General features: G+C 37.3%; 24 protein-coding genes. 7 read left to right on the forward strand and 17 right to left on the reverse strand.

The window, feature by feature from the left end:
* Window positions 1–38: 38 nt before the first annotated feature.
* Both SOLCA_RS15740 and SOLCA_RS15745 read right to left on the reverse strand, forming a co-directional pair.
* Window positions 39–2,489 carry a hypothetical protein gene (locus SOLCA_RS15740; protein WP_014681451.1) on the reverse strand — a complete coding sequence of 817 codons (2,451 nt, stop codon included), beginning with the start codon at window positions 2,487–2,489 and terminating at the stop codon, window positions 39–41.
* On the reverse strand, window positions 2,458–3,495 hold the full coding sequence (locus SOLCA_RS15745) for a hypothetical protein (RefSeq protein ID WP_014681452.1): 1,038 nt from the start codon (window positions 3,493–3,495) through the stop codon (window positions 2,458–2,460). The genes SOLCA_RS15740 and SOLCA_RS15745 overlap by 32 nt, the downstream gene beginning before the upstream one ends.
* 83 nt (window positions 3,496–3,578) lie before the next feature.
* Between SOLCA_RS15745 and dtd the strand changes: the two genes are divergently transcribed.
* Both dtd and SOLCA_RS15755 read left to right on the forward strand, forming a co-directional pair.
* Window positions 3,579–4,031, forward strand: coding sequence for a D-aminoacyl-tRNA deacylase (dtd, locus tag SOLCA_RS15750; protein ID WP_014681453.1), 453 nt, complete (start codon window positions 3,579–3,581; stop codon window positions 4,029–4,031).
* Window positions 4,032–4,130: 99 nt separating this feature from the next.
* A complete protein-coding gene (locus SOLCA_RS15755; protein WP_042481463.1) occupies window positions 4,131–4,457 on the forward strand; it encodes a nucleotide pyrophosphohydrolase in 327 nt (108 codons plus the stop codon).
* Window positions 4,458–4,512: 55 nt separating this feature from the next.
* Here SOLCA_RS15755 and SOLCA_RS15760 read toward each other — a convergent pair whose 3' ends face one another.
* From SOLCA_RS15760 to SOLCA_RS15795, 8 genes are all read right to left on the reverse strand, one after another.
* Window positions 4,513–5,220, reverse strand: coding sequence for a 2-phosphosulfolactate phosphatase (locus SOLCA_RS15760; protein ID WP_014681455.1), 708 nt, complete (start codon window positions 5,218–5,220; stop codon window positions 4,513–4,515).
* Between the two features lie 76 nt (window positions 5,221–5,296).
* Complete coding sequence (gcvT, locus tag SOLCA_RS15765) at window positions 5,297–6,373, reverse strand: glycine cleavage system aminomethyltransferase GcvT (protein ID WP_014681456.1); 1,077 nt, start codon at window positions 6,371–6,373, stop codon at window positions 5,297–5,299.
* A 204-nt stretch (window positions 6,374–6,577) separates the two neighbouring features.
* Window positions 6,578–6,790, reverse strand: coding sequence for a hypothetical protein (locus tag SOLCA_RS15770; RefSeq protein ID WP_014681457.1), 213 nt, complete (start codon window positions 6,788–6,790; stop codon window positions 6,578–6,580).
* Window positions 6,791–6,794: 4 nt separating this feature from the next.
* Window positions 6,795–7,400, reverse strand: a complete 606-nt coding sequence (locus SOLCA_RS15775; protein WP_014681458.1) for a ribonuclease HII — start codon at window positions 7,398–7,400, stop codon at window positions 6,795–6,797.
* Window positions 7,401–7,449: 49 nt separating this feature from the next.
* Window positions 7,450–8,685 carry a PP2C family protein-serine/threonine phosphatase gene (locus tag SOLCA_RS15780; protein ID WP_014681459.1) on the reverse strand — a complete coding sequence of 412 codons (1,236 nt, stop codon included), beginning with the start codon at window positions 8,683–8,685 and terminating at the stop codon, window positions 7,450–7,452.
* Between the two features lie 171 nt (window positions 8,686–8,856).
* Window positions 8,857–10,077 carry an ABC transporter permease gene (locus SOLCA_RS15785; protein ID WP_014681460.1) on the reverse strand — a complete coding sequence of 407 codons (1,221 nt, stop codon included), beginning with the start codon at window positions 10,075–10,077 and terminating at the stop codon, window positions 8,857–8,859.
* Window positions 10,078–10,193: 116 nt separating this feature from the next.
* The gene (locus SOLCA_RS15790) at window positions 10,194–11,324 is read right to left on the reverse strand and encodes a glycosyltransferase family 2 protein (protein ID WP_014681461.1); all 1,131 of its coding nucleotides are present in this window, start codon (window positions 11,322–11,324) and stop codon (window positions 10,194–10,196) included.
* Window positions 11,308–12,285 (reverse strand): lysylphosphatidylglycerol synthase domain-containing protein, encoded by a 978-nt coding sequence (locus tag SOLCA_RS15795; RefSeq protein ID WP_014681462.1) that lies wholly within the window; start codon window positions 12,283–12,285, stop codon window positions 11,308–11,310. Before SOLCA_RS15795 ends, SOLCA_RS15790 begins: the two co-directional genes overlap by 17 nt.
* A 143-nt stretch (window positions 12,286–12,428) precedes the next feature.
* Between SOLCA_RS15795 and ruvC the strand changes: the two genes are divergently transcribed.
* A complete protein-coding gene (gene ruvC, locus SOLCA_RS15800) occupies window positions 12,429–13,037 on the forward strand; it encodes a crossover junction endodeoxyribonuclease RuvC (RefSeq protein WP_014681463.1) in 609 nt (202 codons plus the stop codon).
* 1 nt (window position 13,038) lies between these two features.
* On the opposite strand, the gene SOLCA_RS15805 is transcribed toward ruvC, so the two are convergent.
* The 4 genes from SOLCA_RS15805 to rsmA all read right to left on the reverse strand — a co-directional run bounded on the left by SOLCA_RS15805 (window position 13,039) and on the right by rsmA (window position 15,981).
* On the reverse strand, window positions 13,039–13,425 hold the full coding sequence (locus tag SOLCA_RS15805; protein ID WP_014681464.1) for an HIT family protein: 387 nt from the start codon (window positions 13,423–13,425) through the stop codon (window positions 13,039–13,041).
* A gap of 147 nt (window positions 13,426–13,572) precedes the next feature.
* Complete coding sequence (gene greA / locus SOLCA_RS15810) at window positions 13,573–14,046, reverse strand: transcription elongation factor GreA (RefSeq protein WP_014681465.1); 474 nt, start codon at window positions 14,044–14,046, stop codon at window positions 13,573–13,575.
* A 202-nt stretch (window positions 14,047–14,248) separates the two neighbouring features.
* A complete protein-coding gene (locus SOLCA_RS15815) occupies window positions 14,249–15,187 on the reverse strand; it encodes an NAD(P)-dependent oxidoreductase (RefSeq protein ID WP_014681466.1) in 939 nt (312 codons plus the stop codon).
* A gap of 20 nt (window positions 15,188–15,207) precedes the next feature.
* Complete coding sequence (gene rsmA, locus SOLCA_RS15820; protein ID WP_014681467.1) at window positions 15,208–15,981, reverse strand: 16S rRNA (adenine(1518)-N(6)/adenine(1519)-N(6))-dimethyltransferase RsmA; 774 nt, start codon at window positions 15,979–15,981, stop codon at window positions 15,208–15,210.
* A gap of 120 nt (window positions 15,982–16,101) precedes the next feature.
* Here rsmA and pdxA point away from each other — a divergent pair, with 120 nt between their 5' ends.
* From pdxA to SOLCA_RS23655, 4 genes are all read left to right on the forward strand, one after another.
* Complete coding sequence (pdxA, locus tag SOLCA_RS15825) at window positions 16,102–17,187, forward strand: 4-hydroxythreonine-4-phosphate dehydrogenase PdxA (protein WP_014681468.1); 1,086 nt, start codon at window positions 16,102–16,104, stop codon at window positions 17,185–17,187.
* A 75-nt stretch (window positions 17,188–17,262) separates the two neighbouring features.
* Complete coding sequence (locus tag SOLCA_RS15830; protein WP_014681469.1) at window positions 17,263–17,739, forward strand: nucleoside deaminase; 477 nt, start codon at window positions 17,263–17,265, stop codon at window positions 17,737–17,739.
* A 254-nt stretch (window positions 17,740–17,993) separates the two neighbouring features.
* A complete protein-coding gene (locus SOLCA_RS23650; RefSeq protein WP_042479920.1) occupies window positions 17,994–18,359 on the forward strand; it encodes an ISAon1 family transposase N-terminal region protein in 366 nt (121 codons plus the stop codon).
* Between the two features lie 42 nt (window positions 18,360–18,401).
* Entirely contained in the window at window positions 18,402–19,322 is a 921-nt protein-coding gene (locus SOLCA_RS23655) for an ISAon1 family transposase (protein WP_042479917.1), read from the forward strand.
* Here the strand turns inward: SOLCA_RS23655 and SOLCA_RS15845 are convergent.
* The 3 genes from SOLCA_RS15845 to SOLCA_RS15855 form a co-directional block, all read right to left on the reverse strand.
* The gene (locus SOLCA_RS15845; protein WP_014681470.1) at window positions 19,319–20,221 is read right to left on the reverse strand and encodes a glycerophosphodiester phosphodiesterase family protein; all 903 of its coding nucleotides are present in this window, start codon (window positions 20,219–20,221) and stop codon (window positions 19,319–19,321) included. The two genes, SOLCA_RS23655 and SOLCA_RS15845, sit on opposite strands and share 4 nt — an antisense overlap.
* A gap of 96 nt (window positions 20,222–20,317) precedes the next feature.
* The gene (locus SOLCA_RS15850; protein ID WP_014681471.1) at window positions 20,318–21,253 is read right to left on the reverse strand and encodes a DUF3078 domain-containing protein; all 936 of its coding nucleotides are present in this window, start codon (window positions 21,251–21,253) and stop codon (window positions 20,318–20,320) included.
* 113 nt (window positions 21,254–21,366) lie between these two features.
* On the reverse strand, window positions 21,367–23,388 hold the full coding sequence (locus SOLCA_RS15855) for an alpha-ketoacid dehydrogenase subunit alpha/beta (RefSeq protein ID WP_014681472.1): 2,022 nt from the start codon (window positions 23,386–23,388) through the stop codon (window positions 21,367–21,369).
* Window positions 23,389–23,532: the final 144 nt, after the last annotated feature.

The raw sequence follows: 23,532 nt of genomic DNA on the forward strand, positions 1-23,532 counted from the left end.
ACCGTTGACTAAAGTCAACATCAAACGAAACAAAATCCCTATCTTCTTCTTACAAAATCTCTCAAATAACTACATTCATTAACTGCTGTAACATAGAATGGAGTAGTTGAATAGTTCTTTTTCAGTTCAGCGAAATACTTATTATTGATCAACATTAAATAATACTTCCTTGCTGCAATATCATTTTGCTCGCTCCAGTTTTCAACATCGTAAGGAACATTGGGATACTTTACTCTGGAGTTTAAACATTTAGCTGCCATAAATGTACATTTAGCTTTCAGGTTATTATCCGTTGTCAATTTCAGTGCTTTCAGGTAATACTGCTCAGCAGTATAGTTGAAATAGTAATCCTTTAGGTAAGGTAAATCTGTTTTACTGTTAAATTCTCTATCGGTAGTAGACCAGTAATAGTTAACCAATAACCACGAATTTCCGTTATAACTCATGTTATAAAATCCGTTGGCCATCTGATAATAACAGAAAGCTGCATTCTTTGGATCCTCCTTCGCTTTTTTCTCAAATGCAATCATTGTTTGTGCAAACGATAGCTTCGTAAATTTCTTTGTATCGCGATGAGTTGGAGCATGTGTATCAGTAATCAAATCAACAAATGAATTGGCTGCCAGATAGGTTTTGTAAGGTTCATCCTCAAAATACTTTGCAGGTAACTTTTTAAAAGCCACAACTGCTTTTGAGAAATTATATTCACGCAAATAACAGGTTCCCAAAAGCTCAAACAGAAAATCATTACCCACTGCATTTAAGGTATTGGTCATTAGCTGATGATATTCTGTTTTAGTAGCATTGTTTTTTACTTGTATTAACTTTTCTACTTCCGCAGAGTTCATGCTGTTTCGAAGAAAGTCCACCGAGGTCCAGATTGTCCAACGGATTGAATTATCCTTTTTTGCTTTTTCAATCATTTGTGTTGAAACCATTTCACTTTGAAGCACACATAGTGCTGCACTTACCCGATCTTTCTGACTCAAATATTTAGGTTGAAGGATATTCAACATCAAATACTTATAAATCTTGGTAAACGGCAAATCTGAGTCCCAGTTCTCTTTCTTTGAAGATAACTCTTGCTGACGTTTTTCTTCTAACCAATTTAATGAAGGGTAAATTTTAGCTTCAAAACTTGCATCAATTGTTTGCTGCTCATTAATCGTAATCAACATTCGTAGCACTTCAAACTGATCGCGAACTTTAGCACTCATTTTCATCCCCTCAGCTTGCTTTAACGATGCTTTAGCCGCAACTAAATCGCGGCGCATAAATTTGATATAGGCTCCTGAGATTTTCCAAAGTGCAGGCTCCTTTACCTTATTATCATTCGCCACATTATTACAGAATGTATAAAGACTGTCGGCGTACTTTTCCTCGATCTTTAATGACGATGCTTCAACGATTCCATAAGTAGTTAATCGTAGTGAATCCTTAGGGTTAGCAAGAGCCAATGATGGCGACATATAAGAGTTTTCGAGCTTTGATATTTCACGAACAAGTAATACATCCAGTGTTGGAACGCGAGGGTCAAGTTTGTACATTTTTTCCAATTGTTTCAACTCATTGCCAGCGCTCCCCAAACTTTCAACTCCTAAAAAATTAGCTTTTTCTGTATTATTCTTACATAAGGCAAGTACATTATTCTGGTTATACTTATCGTACACCGATAGATATAGCACATTTTGATAGGCCATGATGCGTTTATTTTTACACTCGCTAAAAACGGTTGAAAACAGGTAGGCACTCTCTTCTTTCTTACCCACTTTACGTAAGGCCCCTGCTTTTAAAGCCAATGCCCAATAATACACCGTGCTCTCACTTTTATATGGAGCCACATTCGATTCAAAAAGTCGCAAACATGCTTCGTAATTTCCACTGTAGTGAGCTAACCGGCATAATTGAAAGCCATAACGCAATTGTAGATAATTGTCTTTTTTTACTGTTGCAGCTGCAGCCTCCCCTTCCTTTATTAAAGCATCCATAGCTTCAGTATTCGGTTGTTGAGGATCCCATTCATTATAGGGCATATTTACATAAGGCTCACAACGTTTAGCAAAAAGCAGGTAATCCAATGCTGCACTGTTCTTCTTTTTCGCCAAGGCCACTGCAAATCCATTATTTTTCAGACTATCCGGCCAATCGCTTTCTTGCTTATTTTTAAGAATATTTAAAGATTCTTCATCATTGTAATAAATAATCCCTGCTATAATTGGACCATCGACAGATTCTGTTTTAAGGTATTTTTTCCATTCTTCCGTATTCTGCATCACATCACTATAAGGTTCTTCATAGTCATATAAACTTTGATAAGCGATATAATAGAAAGGCTTATAGTCAGGATCGCCGGCTACATGGTTATTAAAAAAGGTAACCCGGTCGTCGTAAGGGTCTTCCCACCCTCCACAGGCTATACCGTAAATTACCGCGCCGGTAATAAGTAAAAAAATACTACTAAAAACTACTGTATACTTTTTCAATTTCATTTGTTTGATAGTTGTTTAATATGGAAGAATCGAGGTGAAATAAGACTACATGGATATTGTCATTCTGAATACGGGAAGAGCAAAATTCAGCTGCATTTAAAACATCTGAAATCGTATAGCTTTCATCTCGGATCACTTCACCTTTTTTGAATGAATATCCTTTCAAATTTACATCATTTAGCACTTTATAGAGTGTTTTACCCTGCTTTTCGAAGTAATTTTTATTGTCAAGATCTGTTGAAGAAAGTTTTCCCAATAAGCCGGCATAAAGTTCATTCCTGAAAAGAACCGACCAGGAAAATAATGGGAAGGCGATATCAAGCTTTATTGGATATTTACTTAACGGTTGCAAATAAGATTCAATGGAGCGTTGATCAATAATTGAGTTATGATCACCATATCGCCTCAAATCGCCCATGTTATAGCACATTAATAAGCCTTTATCAACCGGAGGAATCCCTGTTTGAGTTTGGTATTTAATCTGATGCATCCGAATTGTTGCTGACAATTCTTTAGATTTCATGAAACTGTGCTTCTTTAATTCGGTTAATAGCAGAAAATACCGATCGCGTGAATTTCCGGACCAATCACAATCAATTTGAACTTCTGCAGGATGAATTTGTTGCAATTCACATTGTTTTTTCACAAAGTGAATAATATTACCTGCAAGCTCTTTTATCGTTAGGCTGTCTGCGTTAAGTATTGTTTTATTGGTAATGTACACAACCGGAATTGCATTAATAGAACGACTGACCGTGTCCTTAAATTTCATTGGCGAAATAGGCCTGGCAGCTTTTTGTACATCGTCCCAATCCACATCCAAAAAACGCAAATAAAGATTGTTTGCATTCAGCTTAGCAATCGTTTCCTTTTCTTTCTGATTTAACTCAAATGAGGTTTTCCAATAGTAAAATCCTCGATGAACTACTCGGTCTGATTGATTATGACAGGATGCAATGGAGAAAAGAATAAAGAGAAATAAAAAAAGAAAATATCTGTTTTTCATGTTTTACAAAACTAACAATTCGGAATGGGATAATTGTGTATCCTTTTTATTAACTCTTGACTGGTTATTATATCTTCGTTGCTATGAGAGCAGTTATTCAACGTGTTTCAGAGGCATCTGTTAAAATCGACGGAATTATTAAAGGAGAGATCAACCAGGGATTTATGGTTTTGTTAGGCATTGAAGATGCTGATACGCAGGAAGATATTGATTGGCTATCACAAAAAATTGCGAATATGCGTGTTTTTGGTGATGAAAACGGCCTAATGAACAAAGCATTAGCAGATATTGACGGCAACATATTATTGATCAGCCAGTTCACACTATTTGCCTCCACTAAAAAAGGTAATCGTCCCGGATTTACCCGCTCCGCTAAGCCAGAGAAGGCAATTCCGCTATATGAATTATTTATTAAGAGCTTGGAAAACCTAACTGGTAAAAAAATCGTGACAGGTGAGTTTGGTGCCGATATGAAAGTGAGCTTAATCAACGATGGCCCGGTTACAATAACCATAGACTCGAAAGATAAACAGTAAATTACGTGTTGCGTGTTACGGATTACGAGTTATTGACAATTCATTACAATTTAATCCGTAACTCGAAACCCGAAACCCGAAATTTAGATTATGAAAGATATAACAATAAAAGAAGCACAGGAATTGGTTGATAAGTGGATCAATACAACCGGTGTACGCTATTTCAGTGAATTAACCAACATGGCGATATTAACTGAGGAAGTAGGCGAAGTTGCCCGCTTAATGAGTCGTATCTACGGCGACCAATCGTTTAAAGAAAGTGATAAAGGAAAAGAGTTAAACGATGAGCTTGCGGATGTGCTTTGGGTATTAATCTGTATCGCCAACCAAACCGGAGTAGACCTATCAGCGGCTTTAGAGAAGAACTTCGAAAAGAAAAGCATCAGGGATGCGGAACGGCATAAGAATAATGAGAAACTTAAGTAGTTAATAGTTGATGGTTCATAGATCATAGCACTTACTATGAACCATCATCCATGAACTATGAACTTCTCACAATTTGCCCATTCTTAATCACGGGTACAGAGTCAAGGATATCCACATTTAAGCAAAACTCAATATCTTTTTCAATACCTAGTTTTTTAAGGCGTTCACTGTGGGAGGTTTTCTTCATGTATTCATTCAGATTACCTTGGGCACACAAATACAGGTCTTCGGCTAATACAGATGAATCACACCATGCATCAAATTTGTCTTTTAACTTATTTACAACTGCACCTGCAAATAGGGTATCTTCCAGGTTAACCTTGTTTTTCCAGCCAGAACATAACAAGAAAACATTCTTGTCTTGCTTAACTAAGTAATCACAAACTGCAGTAAGATTCAAAAAGGAACCTATAACAATTTCGTCTGCATTTTTAGATTCATTGATTGCATGTGTGCCATTTGTGGTTGTAAGCACCAATGTCTTACCGGCTACTTTTTCCTTCGTATAACTAAACGGAGAATTTCCAAAGTCAAAACCTGCAACAACTTCACCATTACGCTCTGCACCTAACAGATGGCCATGGTCCTTATAAGACAGACATTCTTCTACACTTGCAACAGGAATAATCGCTGCAGCTCCATTATCAATTCCATAGCTTATTGAAGAGGTAGCCCTGAAAATATCAATTACCACAACAATGCTTCCTTTTAAATCATATAATGGTAAAAGAGCGGGAGTCAAGCAGACTTCGAGGTGTTTCATTTAACTAGATTTGAGATTGGAGATTGGAGATTTGAGACTGATTTGCATTTTCTCAAATCTCATATCTCATATCTTCTTATTTAAAAGGGTATTTAACCACTTTGGCTTTTACTTTATTATCGCGGATACCGATAAACAACTCAGTTCCTTCTTTGCTATTATCAAGCGTTACATAACCCATCCCGATGGCTTTCTGTAAAGAAGGGGCCTGAGTTCCAGATGTAACACGACCAATCTTAGTTCCGGCAGCATCAAAAATCTCATAATCATGACGTGGAATTCCACGGTCAATCATTTCAAAACCAACTAATTTACTTTTTAATCCCGCTTCTTTTTCTGCTTTAAGCGCTGTCGAGTTGGTAAATTCTTTTGTGAATTTTGTAATCCAACCTAAACCGGCCTCTAAAGGAGAAGTAGTATCATCAATATCATTTCCGTAAAGAGCAAAGCCCATTTCTAAACGCAATGTATCACGAGCACCTAAACCAATTGGTTTGATACCAAACTCAGCACCTGCTTCAAAAATAGCTTTCCAAATCTGTTCGGCATGTTCGTTTTCGAAATAGATCTCAAACCCTCCTGCTCCGGTATAACCTGTTGCTGAAACCACTACATTATCAACACCGGCAAACTTGCCTTTCTTGAAGCTGTAGTATTCCATACTAGCAAGATCAAAATCGGTAAGCTTTTGCAAAGCAGCAGCTGCTTTTGGACCTTGAACAGCTAATAAGCTTGTTTTATCAGAAATGTTATGCATTTCTACGTTGTTAGTATTGCGCTCACTGATCCAGTTCCAGTCTTTTTCAATGTTTGAAGCGTTTACTACCAACATATATGTTTTATCGTCGATGCGATAAACTAAAAGGTCATCTACAATACCGCCATTTTCATTAGGAAGGCAAGAGTATTGAACCTTACCATCAAAAAGTTTAGAGGCGTCATTAGATGTTACGCGTTGAATAAGTTCTAAAGCGTTTTCACCTTTAAGAATAAATTCACCCATGTGTGATACGTCGAAAACGCCCACACCATTTCGTACGGTTGCATGTTCATCATTAATACCAGTGTATTGAACAGGCATATTATAACCAGCAAAAGGAACCATTTTAGCTCCTAACGCAATGTGTACGTTTGTTAAAGCTGTAGTCTTCATTAAAAGTTTCGATTGAATTAAAAGGTGAGCAAAGGTAACATTATATTATAAGGCACAAAAGGATAATAGCAGTAAAGCCTAAATAGATAAATTACACAAAGGTGCAAGGTCACAAATTATTATATCAACTACCAATTGAGTACACGATCAAATGCTTAGCCTTGTTAATTTAGAGGGGTTTTGAGTCTTTATCTTTAAACGGGACTATTTCAATTTATCTTTAAATTTCCCTAATGCATCAGCCAATGAAGTAGAAGGAACGCTGTGATCAATTGCGGCATCAATCTCCTTAGCAGATTCTGTAAGCATTTTGATAACATCAGCAGTTTTCAGATTAAGACGTTTTAAATCCTTAAAATTCATTAAAATACCTTCCGGTTCTCCTTTGGTATTAGTTATATAAGTAATTCCTTGCATTGTTTTATTTACTAAATTCTAATTCAAGTTGATCTGGCAATAAGGTAAAAGACATACGATGAAAGGGTGTGGTGCCTAATTTCTTTATTCCATCACGGTGTTTTTTTGTTGGGTATCCCTTATTATTGACCCAGTCATAACCAGAAAACTGTTCATGCAATTGAGTCATATAGTCATCCCGATACGTTTTGGCCAATATGGATGCTGCTGCAATCGAGTAATATTTCCCATCGCCTTTTATGATACAAGCATGCGGCAATGTTTGATACTTCTTAAAACGATTACCATCAATGATCAAATACTCGACTTTACTATTTAGCTGGTCAAGGGCCCTGTGCATGGCCAGAAATGAAGCATTCAGGATATTTATTTTGTCAATTTCGACATTATCGACCATTGCTACCGAAAATGCAATTGCATGATCTTCAATAAATGACCTTAATTCATAGCGCTTACTTTCTGTGATTATTTTGGAATCGTTCAGTTCCGGATGTTCGAAATCTTTTGGTAAAATAACAGAAGCCGCAAAAACCGGCCCAGCCAGGCATCCTCTTCCAGCTTCGTCACAACCAGCTTCTATTAATTCATCCTGATAAAATGCCTTGAGCATAAATTATATTCTACTTGCACAAAACGTTTTGATCATTTTGCGCCATTTTTTAATAAACTCTAAACGTAAGCAAAGTTATATCATCATCCTGAAGATCATTACCAATGAGCTTTTTTATTTTGTCCATCAGGGCGATATTTATTTTTTCCGGTTTTAAGTTTTGATGCTCGAAAACAAAGTTGATCAAATCTGTCTCCGAAAAAAGATCTGCATGATCATGATCAAGTTCTACTAAGCCATCTGTGTAATTAAATACCAATGAATTAGGCTCAATAATTTCTTCTCCCACATTTATAAAAGGCAAGTCCTCAAAAACACCAATCATAGTTGTACCAGACTTCAGCTCCTTAATATTAAGATTATTGATCAATAAAGAAGGATTATGTCCGGCATTTACATATGTTAATTTACGGGTGCTAAGGTCATAATGTCCTAAAAAGAGAGTGATATGCCTGTCGCCTTCTGTAAGTGCAAAAATGGCTTTATTAACGGTAGAAAGCAACATGTTAAGGGGTAACTTCTGAAATGCCAAAGCACGTAAACTTGCCTGAAAATTGGCCATTAACAATGCCGCACTCACTCCTTTGCCCGAAACATCTGCAATACAGAAAATAAACTCGTTTTTATTAAGCTCAAGGAAATCGTAATAATCACCGCCAATATTATGTTGTGGAACATATCGCGCCGACATACTTATTTTCTCGTTGTCTGGTAGCGACCTCGGAAATAACATCGATTGCACTTCGACTGCCAGCCGAAGATCACGCTGCAAACGTTCTTGCAAAATACGTTCTTCCAACAAACGACGATTTTCTGCAGCTACTATAATTACATTAATAATCGTTTGAATGAGCTTTACATCGATGTCTACCTGGTCAAATTCACGGGTAAGATAATCGCCGATTAATACATAGCCATATATTTGTTCTTTGTATTCAACGGGTATAAGTAATCTGAATTCGGAAAGAACTTGTGAGTCGACGCTATTTATATAGGTAACAATCTTATATTCGGCTAAAACAGCAGTAAGGTCAGCTTCTTGCTCCTCATTTAGCTTTTCTACTCCATAAGAAGCCGGTTGAGTCCATAGGCTATCTTCCCCTCTTGAAAACACTCGCAACTTCCCTATTCTAAGCTGATTTTTTAAGATCAACTCTGTCATTTGGAACAAGGAATCTATCGAATTATTATTATTAATAGCCCTTGTGATCTCAAGTAAAGAATTCAGCTCTACCTGGCGACGAATTAAAAGTTCTAATATTTCCTGATTAGTCTCGTTGTTCACTTATTTATGACATCCTTTTTTAACCACAGAAAGACAAGATAATATAATCGTTATTACTTTGATTATTATCTTTTTAACTCAATTATTACACAAGAAAAAAAATCGTTCAAATTCTTCTTCATTGTGAACTGATCATGTTAACCGAAAATAACAAATTAGAATGAAAGATCATTAACCAGAAGTCTGACTTCGTACATTAAATGCATCAGTTAAGCCTACAGAAACGAGGTTAAAAGCATACACAATAAGCATAATAGCTAATCCAGGTAATACGGCCAGATACGCTGCATCAATAATGATGTAGCCATAATGTTCTTTTATCATTCCACCCCATGACGGAAATGGAGGTTGCACCCCAAATCCTAAAAAACTTAATCCTGCTTCCAGCAATATTGCAGATGCAAAATTCGCAGATGCTACAACTAATATCGGGCCCGAAATATTTGGTAAGATGTGTCTGATAATTATTCTGGCATTACTGAATCCCATAGCTCTACCAGCTTCAACATACTCCACTTCACGGATACCCATTATTTGTCCGCGCACCATACGTGCAACATCAACCCAGGTTGTTAAACCAATAGCAATGAATACCTGAAAAAATCCCTTACCTAACGCAAACGAGATGGCGATCACAATCAATAATGATGGCAACGACCAAACTACATTTATCAACCAAGATATAAACTGATCTAACCAACCTCCATAATAACCCGCTAAAGCCCCTAGAGCGATGCCTATGACTAGGGAAATTAATACCGACATAAATCCTACAGAGAGAGAAATACGCGAACCAAGAATTAACCGACTTAGCATATCCCTTCCATACAAATCAGTTCCCAACCAATATTTACGGTTTACTATATTTTCTGAAGTTATTTTTTTCTGCAAATCAGCAATATTTTCCGATTTCTTTTGTCCGTAAATGGTAGTGAATGTTATTTTTTCACCATCCTTAACCACTTTAGTTTCGGCTTGCAACGGATAAACTACATCCGCTAATGAATATCTTTTCTCTAATTTCTCATCACCTGAAATTCCAGTGTATTCATCGATGATAATACTGTCAGCATTAAATTTGAAAGAATTAATGGGGACAAAATCAAAAAAGTCGGGCTGACCAAAGAATAACTTAGTAAATACATTTACAGTGTCAATCTGTTGATTTTTCCTAATTGACAAAAATTTGAAAGTTGATCCCGGATGTTTGGTACTCAACTGGACATTCATCCGGTTAGACATAGGAGTATCGTCGGGTGTAATTAAATACCCTAAGAAGGAAATCAGCACAAAAAAGGCGATAACCACCAATCCAAAAACAGATAGTTTATTTCGAAGAAAGCGTTTCTTAGTTCGTTGCCAAGGTGTTTCGGGAGCAATCGCCAAAGCCATATAATAATTACTTGTACGAAATGTTTGATTTATTAGCTAATATAATGCGCCAAATGACTTTTATGCGAATAACAATACAAATTATTTGCAAAGCAGTTCAATATTGGCTTTTAATGCTACTGCACCATTCGGCCTTTCCATTCATATTGCTTTGCCTGTCCGGCTAAACCAATATAAACGATGTAAAACAAATGCAGAAAAGCCAGGATCGGGAAATAAATAATAAGATTTAGTTTTCGAAGAAAAACCGCAACTGGCAGTACCCAGATAAGGTCTATCAAGCATTTAAATACAAAAGCTCCTAAAAACAAACAACCTATTGAAGGGACAAACAATCCGATTAATCCAGTTAACAGTAAAGCTACATAGTAGAAAAACACAGAAACCCCTATACCTACCATCCACTTATTTTTATACTTGGTACTCTTTGATGCCCATCTTCTTCGCTGTGAGATAAAATCTTTAAGTGTAGGCTTAGCATGTGTATACACCACTGCCTCTCTAGATTTTAAAAAGCTTACCTTACCATGATATGCCGACAACATCTTATGCAGCAATAACTCGTCATCGCCAGAAGCAATGTGATCAATTCCAGAGAATCCGCCAACTTCAAAAAATGCTTTCTTCTCATAGGCCAGATTAGCGCCATTGCAACTTCCGGCCATTTTATTGGCTATTGAAGCAGCGCCCAAACTAATTAAGCACATAAATTCGAGGCTTTGAAGTTTTTCAAAGAAAGAGCGCTCTTCAAAATAAGCTACCGGAGAGGATATCATTTTATTTCCTGTAACCTCATACTCGTTCACAATTGAACGGATCCAGTTATTTCCCATGCGGCAATCGCCATCGGTGGTTACAATAAGATCACCAGAAGCAATACTTATGGCATCTGCAATCGCTTTTTTCTTATAAGAATTTACAGCCGGGTCGGCTTGTAATTTGATTAATTTAAGATTGGGATATTGAATACTTTTAACAACATCGGCGGTACTATCGGTAGAGTGATCATCAATCACAATTATTTCTAGCAGTTCATTGGGGTAATTTTGAGCAACAATATCATTAACACACTTTCCGATCATTTTTTCTTCATTTCTGGCCGGAATAATTACACTTACTTTGGTAGTGTGAGTGCCTCTGTTGGCAGATGGCTTTCTTATGCGCTGCCATCCAATAATAAAGCTTCCTGCAATAATAAAATAGGAAAAAGCCAGAATCGAGGTTAAAATATCAATCAGTAGTAGCACCAAAAAAATTAGCTTTTAAAACAAAATAAACTCCTAATAATGAAGGGATGATTAGATTAAGCAACCACACTCCGAATGCTGCTGCCAATAAATTTACGGTTTCAACATCACCAACTAAAAATCCGAAGAAATAGGTTGCTGCTGCTCCACGTATCCCGATATCAAAGAATGCGAAGGTAGGTAAAATAGATTGAACCATGTAAATAACACTGATCATTACCATGCTCATAGGATAGGTAACCTGTGGAATAAACAGATTTACAAGGAGATAATATTGCATGGAGAACACAATGTAGCGCAAAAAGCTCATCCCAAAAACGGTAAGCAGCTCTTTTTTGCTATACCTTAAGAGAATACGGAAGTTTTTTTTGAATTTATGAAGAAAGGAAAAGGAATCAAGAATAACGTAAAACCAGCGGATATTGATCAGCAGCAAGATCATCCCTGCTGAAAACAAGATAGCAGCGGCAGCAATTGCTCCTAACACCACTTTACTTACAGGCACAAAAATTCCAATAAAAAACACCAATCCGATTGCTCCCATTACATTGGTCACCATCATTTGGCTGAACGAACCAACACCCATAGCTAATACCCCTCTGATTCGGTTTTCAGGGGCAAGGTAAAGGACACGTCCTCCGAATTCACCTATCCGGCTTGGAGTAAATGCTGCTAATGTTAAACCCGCTAATAATGACTCAATCGTTCGTTTCCACGAGATATTTTCTACTTTTTTAACCAGGTAGTGCCATTTTAAAGTTTCTAACAACAAATTGAGATAGGCCAAGTAACCCACCAAAATAAAATAGGAAATAGCACGCCCATTTAACGGAGTATTTGCAAAAGCTTTCAGTTTTGCCAACGATTCAGGATGTGTTATTTTGCTGTATACAAACCAAAAGGTTAACAATAAAATAAGTACTTTAACAGAGATCACAAAGATCTTTTTAGATACAGGCATGCGGAAAATGTAATTTCTTAAGCTAAAAAGGTGTGGCAAATATCTTAATAATTTAAACTATTCGGACAATAAACAAGTATTGAACCATTTTTATGGTATGATGCTTCGACGTCTTTTGAGAAATAAAAGCGTTTACACTTTGAGTGAAACGAAATTTTCAGGTAATTCGTATTCCAAAATTGGTATTAGTGTCAGACAAAAAAGAAAGAATCATTTTAGGAATTGATCCCGGGACTGCGGTTTTAGGGTATGGACTTGTGCTCGAAACAAGGAACAAACTTCAGTTACTTACGCTGGGTGTTATTCACCTAAAGAAATACGAAAATCACGCTTTAAAATTAAAGAGGATATTTGAACGCACCTCCATGCTTATCGAGGAATACAAACCCGATTGCATGGCACTTGAGGACCCTTTTTATGGCAAAAACGTACAGGTAATGTTAAAGCTTGGACGCGCGCAAGGTGTTGCAATGGCTGCTGCATTAAACCGCGATCTGCCAATTTTTGAATATTCGCCTAAGAAAATAAAACAGTCAATTACCGGCAATGGAAACGCTACCAAAGAGCAGGTTGCGGGTATGTTAAAACAATTACTAAACTTTAGTGAAACTCCGGAGTTTTTAGATGCTACCGACGGACTGGCCGTGGCTGTTTGTCATTCTTTCCAAAGAATTGGATCAGACGGAACTGCTAAAAAGACCTATTCAGGTTGGGAAGCCTTTGTAAAAGATAATCCCAAAAAGTTAAAGTAGATTATCCTGTTATTTTAGCTAACGTAGCTTGTAATTGTTCTTTACTTGGAGGTGTAGGTTTATGACTAAAGTTCATGTCATTGATCTTATTGATAGGGATCAGATGAATATGAGCATGAGGTACTTCCAACCCAATTACAGTAACACCAATTCTTTTGCAAGGAATGGCTTTTTCGATCTTTTTAGCTACTTGCTTCGAAAAAATCATCATTCGTCCTAAAAGATCGTCTTCTACATCAAAAAGATAATCGACTTCCGTTTTCGGAATTACCAATGTATGCCCCTCTGCAAGTGGTTCAATATCCAGAAATGCCAAAAACTCTTCGTTTTCAGCCACCTTGAATGCTGGAATTTCTCCTGCTACAATTTTTGAAAATATAGATGCCATATAGATTGCGGGTTGTAGGTTACGAATTGAGAGTAGTAAAATAAATTAAGGGTTGCGAATTATATGTATCGGTTACAAATTACTAATTATTTAACTAATCAGATAGATCATAAACCTATAACACGGAACTCGCAACCCGTAATTCCACTAACGGCTGATTTCTAAGATTTCGAATTGCATAGTTCCGTTTGGAACGGTTACGTCTGCAATATCACCAACAGATTTTCCAAGTAATCCTTTAGCAATTGGAGACTGAACTGAAATTTTACCCGTTTTAAGATCGGCTTCTTTTTCAGCTACCAATTGATAATTCATTACAGTACCATTCTTTACATTTTTGATTTTCACTTTAGAGAGCACTAAAACTTTTGAAGTATCAAGTTTAGATTCGTCAATAATGCGTGAATTGGCCAATACTTCTTCAAGCTTGGAAATTTTCAGCTCATGTAAACCTTGCGCTTCTTTTGCTGCATCATATTCTGCATTTTCTGATAGATCTCCCTTGTCGCGAGCTTCTGCAATTTGCTTAGAAATTTCTGACCGGCCATGGGTTTTAAGGTACGCTAACTCTTGCTTAAGTTTCTCTAATCCTTCCGGAGTTAAGTAAGTTATCTCTGCCATAACGCAAAAAATTTTTTATTACTGACTATATAAAAAAGAAACAAGACTATACGCCGCAAGCCGACGGATAGTCTTGTTTTACAATGCTACAAAATTAAAATTTATTTTCCGAATTTTCTACCAATAATTTATAAACAATTGATTAACAATAAAAAACAAGAATTACTATTAATTTTCCAGTAGAACAATACGGTCGTTATATTTAATTTCCTGGAAATTTACTAAGGATTTTTTCAGCTAAAATTTCGGAGATTTTTCGGTACGATTCAACACTCCAACCACCTACATGAGGGGTTAATAAAACGTTATCTCGCTTCGACAAATCGTCGAACCAAACATGTTCATTTTCAGTTAACGGAAACTTCTCTTTTTGTAACACATCTAAAGCTGCTCCTTTTAATTTCCCGTTATCCAACGCTTTTAAAAGTCCCGGAATAGACACTATTTCTCCCCTGGCAGTATTTACAAACCAAAGCGTTTTTTTAAACTTATCAAAGTAATGCTCATCTATCATAAACTTGGTTTCAGCGGTCAGCGGAATGTGCAAGCTTAATACATCAGCTTTGTCAAATAATTCCTGCTCTGTAACCTCTTTAACCCATGTATTACCAAAACCGGTTTTATACTTATCGTATACCAATACTTCTACATCAAAACCTTTTAACTTTTTAGCAAAAGCAGGCCCCATGTACCCATAACCGACAATGCCAACCGTTAAACCATCCAATTCCCATCCCCGGTTTCCTTCCCTGTCCCAAATTTCAGACCTTACTTCTTTATCTCCTTTTTCGAGTTTGTTCATTAAAGATAGCAACATACCCAATGCATGTTCTCCAACGGCATTACTATTGCCTTCGGGAGCATTGAACAATTCTACCTTCCGTTGTGCTGCATAATCAACATCAATATTATCCATCCCTGCGCCTGCACGACCAATAAATCTTAGGTTGGTTGCTTTATCAAACAGTTCTTTTTCTACCCTGAACTTAGTTCTAACAATCATTCCTTCGTAATTGGCAATGCAATCCAACACTTGCTGATAGGTTATTTTAGGTTGATAGTCACAAATGAAGCCCTTTTCTTTCAGGCGATCCATTAACGATGGGTGCGTTTCGTCTACAATAAGTACTTTCAATGACATGTATAATAGGCTGGGTGAGGTTATTTAGTTTCTAACAACTGTGTTATTTTAACAAAATCTTCTACGGTTAGCTTTTCGGCTCGTAATTCCAGGATGGTTTCATCTATTTTACCTTTTGGCTGAAACTGGCTTAACGCATTTCGTAGTTGTTTTCTTCGTTGATTAAACGCCGCTTTCACTACCTGAAAAAACAATTTTTCATTACACCCTAAATTGGTATTTTCTTTACGCGTTAAGCGAATAACTCCTGAATTAACTTTTGGTGGAGGATTAAATACGCCAGGCTTTACTGTAAATAGATATTCTATTTTATAGAATGCCTGACTCAGTACACTTAAAATACCATATTCCTTTCCTCCTGGCTTTGCAGCAACCCGCTCTCCTACTTCTTTCTGGAACATGCCTACCATTTCAGGAACAAGATCACGATTATCAATAATTTTGAAAATGATCTGAGATGAAATGTTGTAAGGAAAGTTTCCGATGATCGCAAACTGATCTTTAAATACGGTCGAAAAATCCATTTCAAGGAAATCTCCGTGGATAATCCGCTCTTTTAATTCAGGATATTTTTTATGCAGATATTCAATCGATTCACCATCGATATCAATAAGTGAAGTTTTATATTCGGTTTTCTTTACCAGAAAATCGGTTAACACACCCATGCCCGGACCAACCTCTAACACTTCTGAAAAGGCGTTTTCGGGTCGAAGACTCTCCACAATTTTTTGCGCAATATTTTTATCGGTCAAAAAATGCTGACCTAAATGTTTCTTAGCTCTAACCAGACTCATGTATTTTGGATTAAATGTACCCTGTTACCGCATATAATTTTTTATCTTGCCGAGAGTTTTATTCGGCCTATATGCTGATAACTGATAACTTTGCACTTTAAAAATCAAAAATCGTAATAAATGTCGAACGTATCGCAGAAAAAAATAAAAGTCGGCATCTCTATCGGTGATATCAATGGTATTGGCATCGAAGTGATTCTGAAAACCTTAATGGATAACCGTATACTTGAGCACTGTACGCCAATTGTTTACGGTTCAGTAAAAATCACTTCTTTTCACCGCAAAGCCTTAAATATTCAAGATTTCAGCTTTAATATAATTCAAAATACTGAACAAGCCAATCCTAAACGAGCAAACCTGATCAATTGCTGGGATGAGGAGGTAAAAATTGATCTTGGTCAGCAAACTGAAAATGGTGGAAAATATGCTTTTAAATCTTTAGAAGCTGCTACCAATGATTTATTAGAAGGTAAGATTGATGCTCTTTTAACAGCCCCAATTAATAAGCATAACATTCAGCAGCCAGGTTTTGATTTCCCTGGTCATACTGAATATTTACAACAACGCGCCGGAAGCGCGGAATCATTAATGTTTTTAGTTAGTGACGACCTACGTGTAGGTGTTGTAACCGGCCATATTCCATTAAAAGATGTAGCTACTTCAATTACTCCTGAAAAAATATTAGCTAAACTTCGCTTAATGAATAAAAGTCTGAAGCAAGATTTTTGGATCGAAAAACCGAAAATTGCTGTTTTAGGATTAAACCCTCATGCAGGCGATAATGGATTAATTGGTGAAGAAGATCAAACAATCATTCTACCTACGCTAGAAGAAGCAAGAAAAGAAAAGATCTTAGCGTTTGGACCATATGCAGCTGACGGGTTCTTTGGAAATGGCTCTTATAAACAATTTGACGCCGTTTTAGCCATGTATCACGATCAGGGTTTAGTTCCTTTCAAAACATTGGCATTCGGCGCCGGAGTTAACTTTACTGCTGGATTAGATGTTGTACGCACTTCTCCTGATCATGGAACAGGCTATGACATTGCAGGTAAAAACCAAGCCAATGAGTCTTCTTTCCGCGAAGCACTTTACATGGCGTTGGATGTAGTGAGAAACAGAAGAGAACAAGATGAATTACTAGAAAATCCTTTAAAAGTTGGTCAACTAAAAATGAAAGTTACCAACGAAGACAGCGAGGAATAAGAAAACAAATTTGTAAATCATTAAAGTATTATGGACTTCCGTCGGGCAATGGCGGAAGTTTTTTATTTTTAGGTTATGGATGAATTGCAAAATGAATTTATGAAAGAAGCCATCCGCTTATCGATGGAAGGACCGGTAAAAGGTGAAGGTGGCCCTTTCGGGTGTGTTATTGTAAAGGATGGAAAAATTGTAGGTCGGGGAAATAATCAGGTTACTGCCAATATTGATCCAACAGCACATGCGGAGATTGTTGCAATAAGAGATGCATGTAGAAATTTAGGAACTTTTCAATTAGACGGATGCGAAATTTACACTTCATGTGAGCCATGCCCTATGTGTCTTGGAGCAATTTATTGGGCCCGTCCAGACAGGGTGTATTATGCTAATACTCGGGAAGATGCTGCTAATATTGGATTCGATGATGATTTTATTTATCGGGAAATCCCCTTGAGTTTAAATGAACGCCAGATTCCGATGTTGCCTTTAGGTCGCGAAGCAGCACTTTTGGTATTTAAGTATTGGGAAGAAAAAGGAGATAAAAATCTTTATTAAAAAATATTTCCAAACCTGATAAATATCATATTATCTACCTGATAGCTATACTACATTTGTATCGCAACAGAACAGAAACTAACACACGTTAGCTTCATCAATTATTATTTAAGTATCGACAACAAAGGCGCTGATCTGGGATCAGCGCTTTTTGTATTTAGTGTTTTTGATAACTTCCGAACAACTTAAGGAACAGGAACAAAAGTTGTGGAGTTTAGGCTAAAAGCTGATTTTTGTGGATCAAAAAAAGAATAATGCACGATTCCTTTCAAGCCCTTCTTCACTTGGTTATTCCCGAAGGTGTTTCAGATTATTTCAAAGTGGTTGACCATAAAACGCAGGCCAACTCCATTCATATTTACCTGGAAGAACTCAATAGTATTCCCCTGGAGTACCAGTCCAACCGGCTGCAATCCAAAGGTTTTTTCGATGAAGTGATTTTACAGGATTTTCCCCTCCGTGGCCGGGAGGTGTTCTTGCACGTGAAGCGTCGCCGATGGCTGAATTTAGATAGCAATAAAGTGGTTTTCCGTAACTGGGAGGTAGTGGCCAAGGGAACGCGAATCACCCAGGATTTTGCCGCTTTTTTAAAAGCTATCAGCCGATACCAAGGCACATAGCCTGCAAACGATCGGTTCATTTTACGGCATTAGGGTAAAAAACTGCAACGCTATTATCGGGATAAACTCAGTGACTACTCCCTTTGGGAACACAAAGAGAATGCTCGCAAGGGACTTGTCTTTGAACAGAATATGGGACCTTTTCTATCGATTGATGAAACCTCGCTCTCTCACGGAGAGCTCTATACGGTGGTGACTAACAAACAGGCAAAAGGGAAGGCAGGAACTTTAGTGGCCATTATGGAAGGCACTAAATCGGAAACGATCATCCCTTTGTTGCAAAAGCTATCGCCGAAACAACGCAATAAGGTACAGGAAATAACCCTGGACCTGGCGGGCAACATGAGCCTGATTGTCAAGAAGTGTTTTCCCAATGCCACCCGGGTGATCGATCGGTTTCATGTGCAGCAGTTGGCCACAGAAGCCTTGCAGGAGATGAGAATTAAATACCGCTGGCAAGCAATCGATGCAGAAAATCAAGCAATAGAAGATGCTAAAACAGCCCAAGTAACCTACTGCCCTCCGGTTCTCTCCAATGGAGATACGCTCAAGCAACTGTTGGCCAGAAGCAGGTACCTCTTGTATAAAAAAGAGGATAACTGGACTGCCGAACAGGCCCAGAGGGCCAGCCTGTTATTTGAAAAATACCCCGATCTAAGAAAAGCCTATGAACTCACTCAAAAATTATCCTGGATCTTTAGTACTACCACAGATAAATTATATGCTTTTGTAAGATTGGCCAAATGGAACGAACTGGTGGAACAATCGGGATTCAAGTCGTTCAATACCCTCTCCAGAACAATTATTAATCACCACCAACACATACTCAACTACTTCGACAACAAAAGTACCAATGCTTCGGCCGAATCGTTCAATGCCAAGATCAAAGCGTTCAGAGCTCAATACAGAGGGGTGGGAAATGTGAATTTTTTCCTTTTCAGGCTGGCTAAATTATATGCTTAGTCCACAGATTTTGGACCTGATCCCAACTTAATTGCTCTGTCGGGATAATCTGTGATAATTCCATCCACACCCATTTTTGAAATACGTTCCATATCTTCTACTTGGTTGATTGTCCATGGAATTAATTCCATTTTCTTTGCATGAACTGCTGTTACTAATGACTCATCTATCAGTTCAAAGTCAGGACTATAAATATCGGGGTTAAATCCTAATCGGCTGATATTACTCTCAAAGCTATCCTTGTTTTCGACAAGTAAGGCCGTTTTAAACTCAGGATATTTTTTATGAATAATTTGCAAGGTTCTAACATCAAACGACTGAATAATTACCCTCTTTTCAATCCCTTTAGACTTAATAACCTTTATCAAAAGTTCAACAAATTCATCAGGTTCAGGGTGAAAAACATTATCACCTTCAGGCATAAACTTGGTTTCGATATTATAAAAAAGAGGTTTTAATTTCTTCGTTCTAACATAGTTCTCAACGCTATCTATTAAAGTAGAAAGTAAAGGTTTTTCAATAGTAAATTTACGTTGCTGAGGAAACCTTGGATGAGCTTTAATTCCTACATCATATTTCCGGATGTTATCGTAATCCATTTGATACAGATTAAACGATTGCTCATTTGCTTCGGTAATCTGTTCTCCATTTGGTTGTAGAACAAACTCATGCGACATATAATTATCATGCGACACAACTGCCTTTTTATCCTTAGAGATCACACAATCCATTTCCAGGGTTCTGACGCCTAAGTCAATGGCCATTATCATCGCTGGTATGGTGTTCTCTGGCATTAACCCCCGACAACCTCTATGTCCTTGAACGTCAATCATTGTTTTCTTCTGGGCAGATAATAACAAGGGTAAATTTAATAAAACGAAAAGTGCTGTTTTCTTCATGCAGACAAAGTAAGAAACTAAGATTAAGAGAATATTAAGATATAACCGCAATTCGCCAAGGCACAAAGAAACAAGGCTTGAGGTTTTGCTTATCTGTTATTTAGCTCCTCCGAATTTATAGGTAAAACCAGCACCGAATATTTCCTTAAATTGTAATTGAGGCCGATAAGCTGTTTCTCCTGCATTGTTTGTGTAAGGGAATGTAGTATCGTCGTCATAAATCAACTGAATCCCAAAGTTTGCTGATATATAGCTATTTACTTTCATAAAAAGATTCAATGTATAATTAATATCGACATTCTGCGGATTATCAAGATAGTTGGAATATAACATCAAGATATGCTCTAAATTAATATTCTTCATGATTTCATCTTTACGATAAGCATTTAAGTTGAAACCGAACTCATAACGACTTTTCTTTCCGGGATCAACTCCAAATGCGCCAATAGAAGATAAATAGTCATCATTAACCAACGTAATTCTTGATGCAAGCGGCGAAATATTAATTTTCCAGTTATCCGATTTTTTATAGGTTATGCCAGGACCAAATCCAACATAAGCAGGTGCAAATGGCCCCGAAATCAATGTTTCCGTTCCATCAGAATTATATTCAAATCCATTCGCAAACTGACTTTGCAAACTGGCAAAGAATGATGCATACCAATAACCTTTCAATTTGTACCCCAAATTAGAATAAAGCAGGTAGCGGTCGTCGGTCTTACGAAGTCCTACATCTTTTTGTTTGCTAAATCCATACCCTACCAAAACATGATTATCCCAATTCCACCTTTCCTTAGTATAATTAAAATTATAATCCAGCAATAAAGTTCCTGCAACAGAATTTATTCCCCCAGAAGCCCAATTAGAAAAAGAACTTTGATTTAGCAGAAGAGAATTAACTCCTGATATTGCCCACTTTTTTACTGTATCTGGTCTATTAGGATCTTCCGGGGCTTTTGAAACATTTACTTGAGCAGATGATGCGCCGGCAAGTAACCATAAAGAGAGAATGAGAGTAGTAAACTTATTCATAAGAGGTAAATTATGAATAACAAGATAATTAATTTCTTACAGATTTATAAAAAGAAAGAATCCCTGTACTTAGCAGTACAGGGATTCTTATCAATTGATTATTGTTTTTTGAACTAAAAACTCAATAACCGTTGAATACTTTCATCCATTCTTGATTTTGCAAGAAAGTTATCTTCCAGAGCCCTACTCATCGGAATTGCAGTATCTAAACTTGCACAACGTACAACCGGACCATCTAAATGGTTAAACAAATTCTCAGCAATATAAGCTGCAATTTCAGCCCCAACCCCACAAGTCAATGTGTCTTCGTGTAAAATTAACACCTTTCCATTTTTCTTGACCGTGGTTTCTACCGCTTCAATGTCCCAAGGCAACAATGTTCTTAAATCAAGCACATCAGCTGATACTTCAGGGTGTTTTTCAAGATATTCTAAAGCCCAGTGCACCCCTAAACCATAGGTAAGGATCGATAACTGTTCACCTTCCTTAACCAACTTAGCTTTACCAATAGGTGTGGTATAATAATCATCCGGAATGTGTTCTGAAATGCCTCTGTAAAGATATTTATGTTCAAAGAATATCACCGGATTTGGATCTTCAATGGATGCAGCCAACAATCCTTTTGCATCCGAAGGAAATGCAGGATAAACCACCTTAAGGCCAGGTGTTTTTACAAACCAAGCTTCATTACTTTGAGAGTGAAACGGTCCGGCACCCGTTCCTGCTCCAGTTGGCATTCGCACAACTACATCTGCATTTTGCCCCCAACGATAATAACTTTTCGCTAAGTTATTAACGATTTGATTAAAACCACAGGTTGCAAAATCGGCAAACTGCATTTCCATAATAGCTTTATAACCATTTATTGAAAGTCCGAATGCAGTACCAACAATTGCCGACTCACAAATCGGCGTATTTCTCACTCTTCCTTTTCCAAACTCTTCTACAAATCCTTGTGTAATTTTAAACGCTCCTCCATATTCAGCAACATCCTGCCCCATAATGACAAGGTTCTGATGTCGCTGCATTGCCTGACGCATTGCATCAGTTATTGCATCTAAATAACGCTTCTCCGTTTTATTGGCTTGTTCGTCTACTTCAATGTTTATATCTCCAACAGGAGCATACATCTCCTCCAGTTCCACTGCTAAATCAGCAATAACATCGGGCTCAGAGAAAGCTAAATCTACTGCACTATCTATTTCAATTTTGAGTCTTAATTTCAACTCGTCAATATAATCCTGATTGATCACGCCCTCCTGAATGAGGTAATTCTCAAAGTTTTGAACCGGATCTTTAGGGGCCCATTCATCAAATAGCTCTTTTGGAACATACTTAGTTCCCGAAGCTTCCTCATGGCCACGCATCCTAAAAGTCATACACTCTATTAATACAGGCTGTGGATTATGCCTCATTTCATCTGCAATTTTTCGGATCGTATCGTAGACTGTTAAAATATTATTTCCATCAATCTGATACCCTTTCATTCCATACCCATTTGCTCTATCTACCAAATTCTTACACTTATATTGCTCATTGGTTGGAGTTGAAAGCCCATAACCATTATTTTCAATGATAAAGATTACTGGCAGGTTCCAGACAGCCGCTACGTTTAATGCCTCATGAAAATCGCCTTCACTTGTAGCGCCTTCCCCTGTAAATACTAAAGTTGCTTTATTCTTATTTTCCAATAGATCTGCCAAAGCGATACCATCTGCCAAGGCCATTTGTGGGCCCAGGTGAGAAATCATGCCGACAATCTTGTATTCCTGTGTTCCGAAATGGAAAGATCTGTCGCGGCCTTTGGTAAATCCACTCATTTTACCCTGCCATTGTGCAATAAGTTTGCTTAAAGGAATATTCCGGCTGGTAAATACCCCCAAATTCCTGTGCATAGGTAAAATGTATTCATCGCTGTTCATCGCCATTGTTGCTCCTACGGCAATGGCTTCCTGTCCTATTCCTGAGAACCATTTTCCCACTTTACCCTGACGGAGAAGAATTAACATTTTTTCTTCGATCATGCGTGGGCGGACAAGATTCTTATAAAGGTCGATTAAGGTTTCATTTGAATAATGTTTACGGTCAAAGTTCATATAAACATTATTGGATAAGGTTTCGATTGGTTGTTCCATAGCGGAACTAAGATGAATAATATTTTTTGATTTTTCATAAGATATACACAGGGTGCTAAAGTTTTTTTTCGGCTTTTAATATGATGATTACGAGTTAATTCGTTTATTTATAATATTAAAATGAAAAAGCCCCTTATCGTCCGT

The sequence above is a fragment of the Solitalea canadensis DSM 3403 genome (genome assembly GCF_000242635.2).
Classification (GTDB): domain Bacteria; phylum Bacteroidota; class Bacteroidia; order Sphingobacteriales; family Sphingobacteriaceae; genus Solitalea; species Solitalea canadensis.

Coding starts and splice junctions, on each gene's coding strand:
- SOLCA_RS15830 (WP_014681469.1), top strand. CDS start 17,263: ATGGATGAATTGCAAAATGAATTTATGAAAGAAGCCATCCGCTTATCG.
- SOLCA_RS15740 (WP_014681451.1), bottom strand. CDS start 2,489: ATGAAATTGAAAAAGTATACAGTAGTTTTTAGTAGTATTTTTTTACTT.
- SOLCA_RS15785 (WP_014681460.1), bottom strand. CDS start 10,077: ATGGCTTTGGCGATTGCTCCCGAAACACCTTGGCAACGAACTAAGAAA.
- SOLCA_RS15760 (WP_014681455.1), bottom strand. CDS start 5,220: ATGAAACACCTCGAAGTCTGCTTGACTCCCGCTCTTTTACCATTATAT.
- SOLCA_RS15795 (WP_014681462.1), bottom strand. CDS start 12,285: ATGCCTGTATCTAAAAAGATCTTTGTGATCTCTGTTAAAGTACTTATT.
- dtd (WP_014681453.1), top strand. CDS start 3,579: ATGAGAGCAGTTATTCAACGTGTTTCAGAGGCATCTGTTAAAATCGAC.
- rsmA (WP_014681467.1), bottom strand. CDS start 15,981: ATGAGTCTGGTTAGAGCTAAGAAACATTTAGGTCAGCATTTTTTGACC.
- SOLCA_RS15845 (WP_014681470.1), bottom strand. CDS start 20,221: ATGAAGAAAACAGCACTTTTCGTTTTATTAAATTTACCCTTGTTATTA.
- SOLCA_RS15805 (WP_014681464.1), bottom strand. CDS start 13,425: ATGGCATCTATATTTTCAAAAATTGTAGCAGGAGAAATTCCAGCATTC.
- SOLCA_RS15775 (WP_014681458.1), bottom strand. CDS start 7,400: ATGCTCAAGGCATTTTATCAGGATGAATTAATAGAAGCTGGTTGTGAC.
- SOLCA_RS23650 (WP_042479920.1), top strand. CDS start 17,994: ATGCACGATTCCTTTCAAGCCCTTCTTCACTTGGTTATTCCCGAAGGT.
- SOLCA_RS15770 (WP_014681457.1), bottom strand. CDS start 6,790: ATGCAAGGAATTACTTATATAACTAATACCAAAGGAGAACCGGAAGGT.
- pdxA (WP_014681468.1), top strand. CDS start 16,102: ATGTCGAACGTATCGCAGAAAAAAATAAAAGTCGGCATCTCTATCGGT.
- SOLCA_RS15745 (WP_014681452.1), bottom strand. CDS start 3,495: ATGAAAAACAGATATTTTCTTTTTTTATTTCTCTTTATTCTTTTCTCC.
- SOLCA_RS15850 (WP_014681471.1), bottom strand. CDS start 21,253: ATGAATAAGTTTACTACTCTCATTCTCTCTTTATGGTTACTTGCCGGC.
- SOLCA_RS15815 (WP_014681466.1), bottom strand. CDS start 15,187: ATGTCATTGAAAGTACTTATTGTAGACGAAACGCACCCATCGTTAATG.
- gcvT (WP_014681456.1), bottom strand. CDS start 6,373: ATGAAGACTACAGCTTTAACAAACGTACACATTGCGTTAGGAGCTAAA.
- greA (WP_014681465.1), bottom strand. CDS start 14,046: ATGGCAGAGATAACTTACTTAACTCCGGAAGGATTAGAGAAACTTAAG.
- SOLCA_RS15855 (WP_014681472.1), bottom strand. CDS start 23,388: ATGGAACAACCAATCGAAACCTTATCCAATAATGTTTATATGAACTTT.